The sequence below is a fragment of the Leptolyngbya sp. GB1-A1 genome, from assembly GCF_039962475.1.
In the GTDB taxonomy this organism is placed as follows: Bacteria; Cyanobacteriota; Cyanobacteriia; order Elainellales; family Elainellaceae; genus Leptolyngbya_A.
Genome location: NZ_JAMPLI010000078.1, coordinates 1 through 13,233, shown reverse-complemented (window position 1 = coordinate 13,233; position 13,233 = coordinate 1). Strand labels below are relative to the sequence as shown.

At 48.6% G+C, this 13,233-nt stretch carries 11 protein-coding genes and 2 pseudogenes; 8 read left to right on the top strand and 5 right to left on the bottom strand.

The window, feature by feature from the left end; genetic code table 11:
- Positions 1-262: 262 nt before the first annotated feature.
- Positions 263-1,660, bottom strand: coding sequence for a pentapeptide repeat-containing protein (locus NDI45_RS28960; protein WP_348249848.1), 1,398 nt, complete (start codon positions 1,658-1,660; stop codon positions 263-265).
- A 989-nt stretch (positions 1,661-2,649) separates the two neighbouring features.
- Here NDI45_RS28960 and NDI45_RS28955 point away from each other — a divergent pair.
- From NDI45_RS28955 to NDI45_RS28945, 3 genes are all read left to right on the top strand, one after another.
- Positions 2,650-2,949, top strand: coding sequence for a hypothetical protein (locus NDI45_RS28955; RefSeq protein WP_348249847.1), 300 nt, complete (start codon positions 2,650-2,652; stop codon positions 2,947-2,949).
- A gap of 80 nt (positions 2,950-3,029) precedes the next feature.
- Positions 3,030-5,522, top strand: coding sequence for a PAS domain S-box protein (locus NDI45_RS28950; RefSeq protein ID WP_348249846.1), 2,493 nt, complete (start codon positions 3,030-3,032; stop codon positions 5,520-5,522).
- Positions 5,523-5,750: 228 nt separating this feature from the next.
- Positions 5,751-5,930: a hypothetical protein gene (locus NDI45_RS28945; protein WP_348249845.1), complete on the top strand. Its 180-nt coding sequence runs from the start codon at positions 5,751-5,753 to the stop codon at positions 5,928-5,930.
- Positions 5,931-5,961: 31 nt separating this feature from the next.
- Here the strand turns inward: NDI45_RS28945 and NDI45_RS28940 are convergent, their stop codons facing one another.
- Positions 5,962-6,420 (bottom strand): response regulator, encoded by a 459-nt coding sequence (locus tag NDI45_RS28940; protein WP_348249844.1) that lies wholly within the window; start codon positions 6,418-6,420, stop codon positions 5,962-5,964.
- An 839-nt stretch (positions 6,421-7,259) separates the two neighbouring features.
- On the opposite strand from NDI45_RS28940, the gene NDI45_RS28935 reads away from it, so the two are divergent.
- The 4 genes and pseudogenes from NDI45_RS28935 (at position 7,260) to NDI45_RS28920 (ending at position 9,309) form a co-directional block, all read left to right on the top strand.
- Positions 7,260-7,682 carry a hypothetical protein gene (locus tag NDI45_RS28935; RefSeq protein ID WP_348249843.1) on the top strand — a complete coding sequence of 141 codons (423 nt, stop codon included), beginning with the start codon at positions 7,260-7,262 and terminating at the stop codon, positions 7,680-7,682.
- Positions 7,683-7,849: 167 nt separating this feature from the next.
- Positions 7,850-8,026, top strand: coding sequence for a hypothetical protein (locus tag NDI45_RS28930; protein ID WP_348249842.1), 177 nt, complete (start codon positions 7,850-7,852; stop codon positions 8,024-8,026).
- Between the two features lie 51 nt (positions 8,027-8,077).
- Positions 8,078-8,785 (top strand): annotated as a pseudogene (locus NDI45_RS28925) (Uma2 family endonuclease).
- 134 nt (positions 8,786-8,919) lie between these two features.
- Positions 8,920-9,309: an AbrB family transcriptional regulator gene (locus NDI45_RS28920; protein ID WP_348249849.1), complete on the top strand. Its 390-nt coding sequence runs from the start codon at positions 8,920-8,922 to the stop codon at positions 9,307-9,309.
- Between the two features lie 171 nt (positions 9,310-9,480).
- On the opposite strand, the gene NDI45_RS28915 is transcribed toward NDI45_RS28920, so the two are convergent.
- The 3 genes from NDI45_RS28915 to NDI45_RS28905 all read right to left on the bottom strand — a co-directional run bounded on the left by NDI45_RS28915 (position 9,481) and on the right by NDI45_RS28905 (position 12,392).
- Positions 9,481-9,684, bottom strand: coding sequence for a hypothetical protein (locus NDI45_RS28915; protein ID WP_348249841.1), 204 nt, complete (start codon positions 9,682-9,684; stop codon positions 9,481-9,483).
- Positions 9,685-9,798: 114 nt separating this feature from the next.
- Positions 9,799-10,866, bottom strand: a complete 1,068-nt coding sequence (locus NDI45_RS28910) for an oxidoreductase (protein WP_348249840.1) — start codon at positions 10,864-10,866, stop codon at positions 9,799-9,801.
- A 308-nt stretch (positions 10,867-11,174) separates the two neighbouring features.
- Positions 11,175-12,392, bottom strand: a complete 1,218-nt coding sequence (locus NDI45_RS28905; protein WP_348249839.1) for a TetR family transcriptional regulator — start codon at positions 12,390-12,392, stop codon at positions 11,175-11,177.
- A 197-nt stretch (positions 12,393-12,589) separates the two neighbouring features.
- Here NDI45_RS28905 and NDI45_RS28900 point away from each other — a divergent pair.
- Positions 12,590-13,123 (top strand): annotated as a pseudogene (locus tag NDI45_RS28900) (fatty acid desaturase); the annotation flags it as partial.
- Positions 13,124-13,233: the final 110 nt, after the last annotated feature.

Below are 13,233 nucleotides of genomic sequence, written 5' to 3'. Positions count from 1 at the left end.
CTTCAGCTCTGCTTCGCTCTCCGTAATCTCAATTTTGAATAGACGGCTCATCGTTAGCTTGACTGCTTGACTTTACTGCCCATATTATGTGCCCTTTCACATTAAATTGGTATAAGAGTCCGAAAAGCGAGAGACGCGACAGATGGGTTAATCGTGTCTGTAAATTGATGAACAGATAGAATGAGGGAATTATCCCCTTTTTGTTGATACAATTGCTCAACTTCTAATATATTCAATCCAATTTGAATATGTTAATTGATAGCTACTCAGCAGAAAAGTTAGACTGACGATTGAACTTATCCTTCTTAGATTGAATTTGTACTGCTATCCATGTTTTTGCTTGATCTAAAGTTTTGAAAGTTCGTGGGTATTTTTCCAGTAACACCTGTGGTAGCCGATTGCAATCGCGATTTGATAAACCTTTTATTTCTTTAGGCAGCTTCGTTTCACAAAGGAGGGGTTGATCTGCTCCAGTTAGTTGATCTTCTAAGATTCCTTTGGTGCTAATCAGAATCGCTTGAAACAGAATAGTATTTTTGAGTTTAGCACCACTTAGATTTGCGACGGCTAAGGTTGCGCCACTAAGATTCGCGTTACTTAGATTGGCGTTCATAAGCTTTGCACCGAGAAGATTTGCTCCACGGAGATTGGCATGACTGAGGTCAGCATCTTGGAAATCAGTTCCAAAGAGTCTAGCACCTTTGAGATTAGCATTTCTGAGGTCAGCACCCCTGAAATTAACTGATTTAAGGTTAGTATTTTGGAGATCAGCGTTGTTTAGCTTCTGCCCCTTTTTGAAAGTAACAATTTGCCAAACTAAACGCCATTTATTATCAATTTGTGTAATCTCGTTGATAGACGCATCTCTAAGGTCAGCGTAGTCAAGTTTAGCATTGGTGAGATCAGCACCATTGAGGTCGGCTTTAGCTAGAACTGCATCAGTAAGATCAGCATTGGAGAGATTAGTAACACCAAGCTTGGCATTTATAAGATTAGCCCTACTAAGATTGACTCCGCTAAGATCAGCACCACTAAGATCTATCTGCAATTTGCTGAGTATTTCTGCCTCAATCAGGAAGCGAATCACACTTTCCTTTCGAGACTTGTCTGCTTGTAATCTCCGCAGTATTGATAATGTTATGGCTCGAATTACATCTCTAGCCGCATCAACTAGCTCTGTCTGATCCTCTGAGATTTCTGTTGACAGATCAGCTTTTCGAAGTTTAACCGCAATTGTAATCACATTCTTATCGATCAACAGGGCTGACATCCGATCGAAATAAGCTTGCAGTGCTTCTTCTTTGGCAGCTTCTTCTGCCTGTTTTTGCTGTAATTTTGCATCTTCATCTGCTCGTTTCTGCTGCACTTGCTGAAGCCAAAAGCCCAAAACTGCTAAAGCAAGTGGAACCCCTAATAAGCTCAGCAAATCCCAAAGGGTCTTTCCAGACTGAATTCTGGTTGTTTCAGTGTTTTTAACAATTTGCCCACTTGGATTCCTCTCGACTGTTCTGGAAATCTCCTCATCCTCCCTAAACCCAGTGCGATCGACCAGCTTCAATCGCCCATTCTCAATTCCCATAAACGCATAAGCCAGAACGACAGCAGTAATTGCAGTACCTGCCAGTGTCCATCGCCCTTTCCGCCGCACCAACCTTTTCATTTCGCCTCTCCCCATTTCCAGCACAATTCTGGCACAAGGTTTACGAAAGAATGAGGGTTGCAGACTCGACCGCCTTGTAACGCGAGGCGGAGCGCAGCCACAAGTCGACCCGCCTTTGGCGGTAGCGTGAAACGATCGCCGTAGCGCTATGGTGCTCGCGTAGCGGGCAAGCTGACCGCCCCGCGTTACGACGCGAAGCGCAGCGACAAGTCGATCGGATTGGTTTTGTTTGTAAGGTTGATTAGTGAACTTTACAAATTCTGATAGCTGAGGTAGGAACCGCCGGATCGTCTCCCTCCTGGCAGGCAAAGCCTGCCTCACGGCGCAGCATCAAGAGCGGGGATGCGAGCAGCGTAGCCCACTTAAACCCCAGAAACAGGTTGTGAACCCTCGGTCGCAGTCAGGCTGCGGCAGGAATGCCTATCAGAACATGACAGGGGGCACAGCAAAGGGCAAAAAGAAAAACAGTGCTTTTAGGGATACCGAATGGGTAAAACCTTGCCCAGCAAGACGGGCACAGCCCTCATTCATCCAATGACGGTAGCCGCCCCTTTAACGCTTTCCCGTTTTTACTGCTGTCTCAGCGGCAAGCAGCAAAGCAAATAGGGGTAAGGAAAAAAGGGCTGCAAGGATTAAACCAAGAAAGTGAATTTACTGCGTCGATCGCAATCGCATCCCCCACCCTCGTTACTTAAAAGCTTTTTCCTGTTCTAGAAGCACGATTCAGCGAGGAGCAGCTTCATGTCTACAGATCCGAAGAGTGTCTCTCTGCTTGAACAAGCTTAACATCCATCTATAATTTCCAAGGAGTTGTCATTCCTTAGATAATAGGTTTTGTCAAAACGATATCCATCTAACGGTAGGTTACATGTGGTTTAGAAAAACATAATTTCGTCAGGAGGTCATATCCCTATTGGGGACATCCCCCTGATTTATCTTTGAGGAAAATAATCAACTTCTCCACTTGCTGAACTCAAGGAGATTTTTAATTGAACCCTAAAAGTCTTGCGAAAATCCAGGCAGCTACTCCTTTTCTACAATGGTTTCGCTCCTGTTTTCCCAATGCGATTCAAAACCGAATCCGTCCTTATCTGGATCAACCCTACCAACTCGCATTGAAGCTGATGGATTGTTGCGATGGTTCTGAGTATCGCTCACTGGCGGAAATCGCAGTAGCGGCAGGAGTTAGCAAAAATACAGCTTGTCAGGTGCTGGGTGCTTTACGCAACGGTGGACTGGTCAGCATATCCAGCACTTCACAAGGATGGCAACCTTTAGCAGTAGACTAGATTGGAATTGGTCAACTCGCATCTTTAGTCCTAGAGCCAGCAGGGGACAATGATTCTCAAGAGGTGCAAGAACAGCAGGCATGACAGCTGAGCCTACTTTTTCGTTGAGCGAGTACCATCGGTTGCCGCAAGCAGCCCCCACGGATGACTTTTACAAGCGTCTGCTGGAAGTGGTTTGTAATAACGCTACCCTGGCTCTGTTTATCATGGATGAACGCCAGGAGTGCGTTTATATGAATCCGGCAGCAGAAGCTTTGACTGGCTATCGCCTCTCTGAGACAAAGGGACGGGCGCTGCATGATGTAGTTCACCACACGCGTCCAGATGGTCGCCCTTATCCGTTGTGTGAATGCCCAATCGACCAGGCGTTTCCCAAGAACAATCGGGAACAGGGGGAAGAGGTCTTCGTTCACAAAGACGGTCATTTTTATCCGGTTGCTTTTACAGCTAGTCCCATTCGTGAGGGGAATCGCACGATCGGGACGATTATCGAAGTGCGAGACATTTCTGAGGAAAAAGTAGCAGAGCAGGCAAAACAGGAAGCAGCACAGCGGGAGCAATTGCTGCGACAAGAAGCAGAAGTTCAGCGCAATCGTCTTTACTCTCTACTGATGCAAGCCCCGGCGTTGATTTGTATTCAACGCGGTCCTGAACATATCTTTGAGTTTGCCAATCCATCCTATTGCCACACGGTTGGCAATCGTGAACTGATTGGAAAAACGATGCGAGAAGCGTTCCCTGACTTGGAAGGGCAAGGCATTTTTGATTTGTTGGATAATGTGTTTAAGACTGAAGAACCCTATATGGGAACGGAGGTTGAAGTCCATTTTGACCGACAAGGGGATGGCAGGAGCGAGGAAGGGTTTTTCAACTTCATCTATCAACCCACCTATAACATCCGTGGACAGGTAGAAGGAATCATTACCTTTGCTTTTGAAGTCACTGATCAGGTTGTGGCGCGACGCAGGGCTGAAGCTTTAGCAGAAGATCTGAGAGTTGAGCAAATTGCATTAAAGCAAAGCGAAGCCCGTTTTAGCCGCTTGGTCGAGTCCAACATTATTGGGGTGATTCTGGCTGACCCCGGTGGGGCGATTCTCGAAGCGAATGATGAGTTCCTGGAAATGATTGGTTATAGCCGTGAGGACTTGCATAATGGACTGGTCCGCTGGTCTAACATGACGCCACCAGAGTATCAGGAGCAGGATCAACGAGTTATCCAGGAACTCCAGAACACGGGACGCTGCACGCCGTTTGAGAAGCAGTACATTCGCAAAGATGGTAGCCGGATTCCCGTTCTGATTGGAGCCGCAGTGTTGGAGGGGAAGCAAGCTCCATGGGTCTGTTTTGTCCTTAACCTGACGGAGAGCAAACGGGTAGAATCCTTACTGCGGCAACAGACCGAGGAGCTAGCCAAGGCAAATCGTCTCAAGGATGAGTTCTTAGCAACCGTCTCCCACGAGTTACGCACGCCGCTGAATGCCATTCTGGGCTGGTCAGCCATGCTGCGCTCTAAAAAACTGAATGAAGCGATGGCGGACCGCGCTTTAGAGACGATCGAGCGCAATGCTAGGGTTCAGAATCAGCTGATTGAAGACTTATTGGACGTCTCTCGCATTATTTCTGGCAAGCTACGACTCAACGTACGCCCTGCGGTGCTGGTCTCCGTGATTGAGGCAGCCATTGATTCGATTCGCCCGGCTGCAGATGCAAAAAATATTCGCATTCAAAGTATTTTGGATCCAGATGCTGGACCTATTTCTGGAGATTCGGATCGCCTGCAGCAGGTGTTTTGGAATCTGCTATCCAATGCGGTGAAATTCACCCCAAAGGGAGGGCGAGTTCAGATCCGGTTGGAGCGCGTCAATTCTCATGTTGAAGTGATTGTGAGTGATACAGGACAAGGTATTCGTCCTGACTTTTTGCCCTGTGTGTTCGATCGCCTACAGCAAGCGGATAGCTCAACGACCCGATTACATGGTGGGTTGGGGTTAGGGCTAGCAATCGTTCGGCACTTGGTGGAACTGCATGGAGGCAGTGTGCGGGCGGATAGTGATGGAGAAGGGAAAGGAGCAACGTTTACAGTGGTTCTGCCCATTACCATTTTTCGTCCAGCCTCCCCAGATACAGAGCGAGTGCATCCGACCGTCAGTGACCAAGTGCCCCTGATTCAGGCTCCTCAATTGGGGGGCTTAACTGTATTAGTTGTGGATGATGAACCAGATGCTCGTGAGCTACTAGCCGCACTGCTCCAGCAAAGCGGCGCAAAAGTCATAACTGCCGGATCGGCAATCGAGGCTTTAGCGATCGTGTCTCAAAGCACTTCCGAGCAACGACCCGATATTTTAGTCAGTGATATTGGGATGCCTGGGAAAGATGGCTATACGCTGATTCAAGAGATTCGAGCGTTGGCTCCAGAACAGGGAGGTAGAATTCTAGCGATCGCGCTGACCGCTTATGCAAGAACAGAAGACAGAATCAAAGCGTTATCCTCAGGCTTTAATTCGCATGTGCCGAAGCCAGTTGAGCCAGCAGAATTTATTACAGTTGTGGCTAATTTGGTTAACCGATTGTGAAGTTGTGATTGAGCAGTAAAACTTGCACAATCAGCGAATCAGTTGCGCGCTTCCTAAACCTTCAAAACTGTAATTATCTGAGGCTTTCGGATATTGAGACAGATCAGGCCAAGGAGCATCAACATCCTATCCTTGAGGTCCAAAACGTCTGCCTGGCAAAAGATCAGGAATTTACGCCATTTATTTGCTAATTGTGCCAAATCATTTGCTCATCCACAAGATAGGTATATGATGATCGAGCTTTGGAGAGACAAAGAAGCTGCGTTAGGGATAGAGCATGTTCCGGCAATTATCATCGTGGACTCGGAGCGAGAAGTGAGTCGGAAACGCATCTACAAGGCAGGGTTTCAAACTTACCTCTCAAAATCTTTTGGACTGAACGAAGTTGTTGAAACTGTAGCAGGGTAATCCTTCAGGCAAAATCAGGAAGCAGGGGTCATTAAGGAACCAGCGAAGCCCTGGTGAATTGAGTCAAAGTTGGAGTCAAAGTTGCTAAGTTATACTGCATCACTAACTCTGCAATTGCTCCAATCAGTTCATCGAGTCTGAACGGTTTTTTGACAAGGCGGTGAAATCCGCTTGATTGAATTTGGTCTTCGTCGTGCCATGCTGTGACGGCGATTGCGGGAGTGATGCTGGGTTTTCCAGCTTCTAATGCTCTCAGTTTGCGGAGCAACCAGTATCCATCCTCATTAGGCATTGCAATATCACTGATTAGAAGGTGAGGCTGGAGGCTAACAAAGGTTTGAAGAGCTTGACGAGCTGACGATGCAACGTGAGCCTGGATGCCATAAGTTTCTAGGGCAAACTTGAGCAGAGTACAGGTATCGACATCATCATCGACTACAAGCACCTGCAATCTCTGGAGTGTCGGGTTTGGGATAACATCTCGACTCATGAGCATAATAATTCTGTATCAGAACGAACTTTATTCACTACATCTACCAAAAGTAGGAGAGTTGTAAAACAGAAAAATCTAATTTTTTCCTTAAGGCTAAAGCAAGGGTTGTACTTTTGTTTCCAGTTCTTTCAGATTTGTCAAGATACCTCAAGTAGGATTAAAATCAGTTTCTTATCTCTATCTTAAGGTAGATGATATGCAGTTTCATTTTCACTACAAATTCCTACCCGATGGACGTCGGGGCATTTAGAAGGGGGATGATCTACTTGCTACGGTTAGCTGTGCCCTAACTTGCCGGAGAGTTGTGAAGGCTCTCAAAGAACGGCAGACCTCCATATATGGTCCTAAAGAGCTTAGTCGTGCCAGAAGTAGTCGCACCTGGCAGCAGTTTGATCTGTTGTCTAGTCCTGCAAGGCTCGGTGTTGATGTCTCTCACTCTGCATAAGCAAGAAACCTTGCTTCTTCAAGGGAGCAGCGAAAGAAGGAACTGCGGTTGTGGAAAAGCGTTGCCAGTCCAGCGTTTTCACTGTCATTTATGAAGATGAGTCAATTCGTTGTCTCACATACGGGTTCTATCAGAGCATTGTCGAAGTAGTAGTGGCGGGTCGTTGTACCCAGCACGATCAACTGGTATCAAATGTCAAGGCTGTTGAAGGAATGACGGGTTCAGCCACAAGCGCGATCGCTATTGTTCGGGTGTGAGCATTACCTCGATCGGTTCTGGTAAATCGATTGCTGGAAGCTTAGACTCTTTCCCAGAACTGCAAACATGAAAAAGGGTTGTTTGGGGCGTGAGCGCAGGGAACACTAGGAATGCCCCAAGCCTGAGTCAACCGATGCCCAGTTCACCCAATTCCTACTACCTGCCGCAGTGTCGGTTCTGTGAATTCTACACTCACAACCCGCATCTCCGCTGCACGCTGCACCCGTTGGGCTTGGAATCGGAGGAGTGCCTTGACTTTCAGGCGACCGCTCCGCGCAGCCGCCAAAGGCGGATCGCCCCACAAGAAGAACAGCTTTGCATCGCTCCACCTTCCGAGGCGGAGGAACAATGGCAACCAGAAGGGGCAGCTTATTACAACGGAGAGTTGGTTCTACAGCCTAGGCAACGCACGTTGATGGAGCAACTGGATTTACTCGATACCCACCCCCTTTTTACAGGGCGGTGTCCGAATTGTGAGATGCCGATTAGTTCAACCCATCCAGTTCAAGTGCATTTGGACTGCTTAAACTGTGGCTGGATTGATGATTCGGTTTGAGCAAGGAATCGACAATCTGGTTAGCGATCCGGCGACTGCCGCTGGCATCAGCAAAAAGACGTCTCCCCGCTGCATCCGTTATTTCGGCATCGTTGAGCATCGCACTCTATCTCATCGCGGTTCTGAATGTAGGACAGCTACAGACTGAGGCAGTAGCAGTGTGAACTTTGGAGTTTCTAAGATTCCAGGTCTACCATTATCTTGCCTCAGACAAATCTAAGACGACTTCTGCCCAAAGAATGCTCCAAGCTGGAAAGCTTGCTGACGAAGACCAAAGCACTATTGACGTAGTAATCAACGATCGTCAGCCAGATGCAGTCGATCGCCAAGCAGTGTGTTGGTAGATCTGGAATTTGCTAGATTAAACCCTGTGTCGCGATTTTGAGGTTCGGCAAATGGTGCGTGAACAATCTCCTCAAGCGCAATCAAATTCAGTGCTGGATTGCCCACCTTTGCAAAGCGGTGATCATCTAACGCGCCCGGAATTTGAGCGACGCTATGCCACAGCCCCTCATATCCGCAAAGCAGAATTGATCGAAGGCATTGTTTACGTGGCATCTCCTCTACGACATGAGCAGCACGGTAAACCCCACAGTCGCATCATCACCTGGCTCGGTGTCTATTAGGCAATGACTCCTGGCGTTGACCTAAGCGATGCGCCAACCGTGCGACTCGATCTGGACAATGAACCGCAGCCTGATGCAGTGCTGTTTATAGAATCGGCAGCAGAAGGGCAAACGCGAATTAGCAGTGACGGCTACATTGAGGGATCGCCTGAATTGATTGTCGAAATCGCAACCAGCAGCGCTGCTATCGATACGGGCATCAAGAAGCAGGTGTATCGCCGCAACGGGGTGTTGGAGTACATCGTTTGGCAGTCCTATGAGAACCAACTCGAATGGTTTGTTCTCACGGAGGGGGAGTATCAACGGCTCCCTTCAGATGCAGCGGGAATTATCCGCAGTCAAACATTCCCAGGATTATGGTTAGCTGTGCCAGCTCTATTAAGTAATCAAATGGCACATGTGCTGGAGGTGCTACAAGCGGGATTGGGATCGCCAGAGCATCAGGTATTTGTAGAGGAGTTGGGGAGAGTGTGCTAGTGGATATTTCATCCGCATCCTCAATTGGTTCTGGGGATGTTATGGATCTAGGTTCAGATTTTTGCCCAGAACTTGCATGAGAATATGGTTAAGCTGAGGAAGCAGAGACGGTAGTTATATTCAGAACTTGGTCAATAATGGCAGTTGCGACAGAATCTCTAAAAGGCAAAGCTCTTTTGAGCAAATTAAAGGAAATTCCAACCCTTTCCAAGTCGGAGAAGGCAAAAGCTTGTGGCTATGTTACAAGGACAAAAGATAAGGAAAGGGCAAATCTATCGGAGTTTATTGAGGCTATTTTGGAGGCTCAGGGCTTAGCGGTAGAGCCAGAGCAAGCAGGAGGAAGGGGTAGGACTCCAACGTATCGTGTTTCTGTTCATACCAACGGGCAGATTGTGATTGGGAAAGCCTACACGGAGATGATGGGGCTAAAGCCAGGGGACGAGTTTGAGATTAAGCTGGGCTATAAGCACATCAAGCTCGTTCATGTTCAATCAGATGAGGACTTGACTGACGGTGAGAGTTAACTTCCCATAGCTACAGATAAGCTGCGCCCAACTTGAACTAAGTAGGGAAGCAGAGGATTTGTCCCTATGGTCTTCGCCCTTCTGCTCTGGATTACTCTTTAACCTGTGCAAGCTACAGGAAATCCAGAGCAAACCTGAAACTCAGGGGCATTCTGACTTTTGCTATCTCACCTAAAGGGGGAATAATCCATGACGAAGGGCGATCGGGATCAGCGTCAAACAAGCAAAGCCGAGCACGCCGATAGCCCCCTGCGCGACACAGCACAGCACGTAGCTGAACAACTCAATCCCAGAAGCAGCCTCAATTGCATCAGCGTCGATCGCAGTCAATGCAGCAGTAGCAGGCAACTTTTCTATCTCAGTCGTAAAACTCATAGATAAAACTTAATAGACACTTTCTCTAGCATCAACACCAACGCGCTGGAAGTAAAGGGATAAGAAATGAGCGTCTGAAATGAATGCCATCACCGATCGCTATGAGCTACTTCGCTACTGTCTTTCATCCGGGTCTTTGTAGACTTTTGTACATTTCTCCCGACTGCTTGCAAGGGCTAATTCAATCATGCGAATCGTATTTCTCGCTTCTTCGGGCTTCACAGCAAGTTCTGCCCCTTGCACGATCGCCCGATAAATGTTTTCGTAGAATGCCTGATAGCATCCCGGCACTGTCTCGATTTGTCCGTAGAAGTGTAACCCATCAATCTCAGTATTTAATGTCCCCCACTGCACTTGTGGCTCCTCTCCCCAATCTGATTCAGCGGGAGTGAGTCCATGCCGTAGTGCTCCTTCTTGCGGGTCCATGCCGTATTTCACAAACGATCCCTTGGTGCCATGCAAAATGAAATGCGGTCCCAGCTCTCTCACCAGCATTCCGGCTTTCAAGGTCACTTTCAAATTTCCGTAGTCCAACCCAACCTCAAAATAATCATCGGTGGTTGCCCCTGCTCTTTGCACTCGAACGTCTGCCGTAATTGCCTGGGGCAGACCGAACAGAACCTGCGCCTGATCGATCAGATGTGATCCCAGATCAAACAGAATACCGCTTCCCGGTTCTGACGCTTCCCGCCATGCTCCGGGTTTTAGAGTGTTTCTAAAGCGATCGTAGTGCGCTTCATATTCCACCAGTTGCCCTAAATGTCCCTGCCTGACGATCTGTTGAACCGTTTGAAAATCTCCGTCCCAGCGGCGATTGTGATGCACGCTCAAGACCTTTTGAGCTTGCTGAGCAAGCTGAATTAGCTGCTGTGCTTGAGCTGAAGTAGTCGTGAAGGGTTTATCGACGACGACATGCTTTTCTGCTAATAGTGCCTGTTTTGCCAGATCAAAGTGGGATGAATTCGGCGTAGCAATCACCACCAAATCGATCGCAGCATCGTTTAATAGGGCATCGATATCCTGAACGACTTCGACCCACGGATAACGCTGGCGGGAAGCTTCACCGTGACGTTCCACAATTTTCGTTAGCTTCAGTTCGGGAACAGCATTGATTATGGGTGCATGAAACACTCGCCCCGCAATACCGTAGCCCACTAATCCTACCTGAAGTTGAGTTGCCATATCTGTATCTGCCTCCAGTTGTCACAGGTGTTTTAACCAATGGGAATTCGTGTTGATTTATTCCTTCTCCTCAACCTGTTCTCTGACCTTACTAGGTGGTGGAGCCGTAGCTCTCGTAATCTGTCTGGGTCCGGCTTTGTAACAAGGAGCTGATGCCCAAAACGATTGACAAATTGAAAGCAATTGCCTGGGATTGCAACCATTTTGAGGTTCTGGGCGATTTGGAGCAATACGAGGAGTTTGTAGCGAAGGCAGGCGAGACCTTGAGGATGCAAGCGAAGGCATTGTTGATCCAATCGCGCACAATCTCATGGAGTCGCATTCTTGCCAAGCTTCTGGTCAAGCTGCAAGACACGCTCTAGCACAGCTTTTTCTTTCGCTCGTTGCAGAGAGGATTGGAGCTGTGCAATCGAAAATCCTGTCAGTAAGCTCAACTCCTCCAGATTCATGCCCCGCGTCAACATCTCGACGCACCAGGTGGATTGTGCCTGCTCAATTACAGGCGGCTGGTTCGTAGACAAATTTGCTGTCCATTCCTGCCAGCGCAGCCGGACTTCCACTTCTGAGAGGGAGCGACCCGCTTCATTGATGAACACTGCTGACTGATCATCTTTACGGCTTTTCAGCCATTGCGTCAGCGGATTGCGCTTGTGGGAACCGTAGCGTTGTCCTAAAATCCATTGGTTCAAAGGCACCTGGTGCAGTTCACCGCGATCGATTTTCAGCAGCATCTGATGCGGATCGATTTGCAAGTGCGATCGGCTCAACCCCGCAACTTCGGCAGCACTCAACCCTGCCGCAAACAAAACGTAGGCAATCGCGTAATCCTGAAGGCTAGTTTTTTTAGCCTGCTGGAGCAGCGAATGCACAATCCCATCAGGTAAATCAGCTTCAGTGATCAGAGCAGGAGACGAACTTAGAACATGAGGAGACGATATCAGTGCCCCCGACTGAAATAGCATTACCAATTGATCTAGAAATTCGGCTCGGTCTTGCCGCAGCCCATCCGAAGGTGCAGTTGCATTCAAGACAGCATCTCCTAGCAGCAAACGGTTGAGCAAGGCGGCAATCGCGGCAATGGGGAGAGACGGGGGCGGCTGATGCTGGAGCACGGTTGCTAAGTACTCAGCGGTATAGCAGTTGATTTCCTGAAGCGTTTGCCCCAGGGCTTGTGCCGTTTCGCTGGAATACTGCCCTGCTTCGCCAATCAGCGATCGCAATAGTTCAGGGGCTCCATCGATCGCCGCTAACTGCATTTGCCCATAGTGTTTAAGTGCCTCTTCAAAATTGGTGGCTTGAGCTGCCTGCTGGCCTAATGCTGCGCCTAGAGGTGTAAGCAGTACGCCATCTTTGAGAATCGCGAGCAGCAAGCCTTGCTTATTGCCGAACTGCCGGAACAGTGTGACTTCATTGACGCCTGCGAGTTCTGCAATTTGTCGAGTGGTCGTGGCAGTAATGCCTTGAGATACAAAGAGCTGCACAGCCGCTTGGAGCAAGCGTTCACTAGAGCGGGGTCGATCGGACATCACAAAAATGCAAGTAGCACTTGCACAAAAACAGAAATTGCTGTTACAGTAAGAATGTAAGCAACACTTGCATTCAATATAGCGGCTTTTCTCCAACTTGGTCGCCGCATTGCTACCGCAAGTGTATTTGATCGAAGCCGGTGTACATGGCGTCGATCGCGCTTGAGCATTTCAATCTTCATCTATTGGGGCAATTTATGACAACTCAAATGCTTCCGTCTGCCCAGGCAGGCTCAAAGCCGCTCGCCCTCAATTGGCGCAGCGTCTTCTTCTTTGGAACAATCCACGCGATCGCACTGCTCGCTCCCTGGTTCTTTTCCTGGTCAGCCCTGGGGGTGACGATCGCGCTGTACTGGCTATTTGGCAGCATTGGCATTTGCCTGGGCTATCATCGCCTACTGACGCACCGCAGCTTTCAGGTGCCCAAACTGCTGGAGTATGGAATCGCGTTGATTGGCTCCCTCGCCCTTCAGGGCGGTCCGATCTTTTGGGTGGCAGGGCATCGTCAGCATCATGCCTTTGCCGAAGACATCGACAAAGATCCCTACTCTGCCCGTCGCGGTTTTTGGTGGAGCCATATCCTCTGGATTCTGTACCCCCGCGCCGAATTCTTTGCAGCCAAAACCTACCGCAAATATGCGCGGGATTTAGCCCGTGATCCGTTCTATCTCTGGCTCGATCGCTACTTCCTGCTGCTGCAACTGCCGCTTGGCATTCTGCTTTATGCGCTAGTAGCCTGCCACATGAATTATGACAAGCTGGCGGTTGGATAGAGACGCTTGAATTTGGTGCGGGCATCGACGGTAGAAAAACGCCAATTGACCGTTGCTTTGTTTTGATT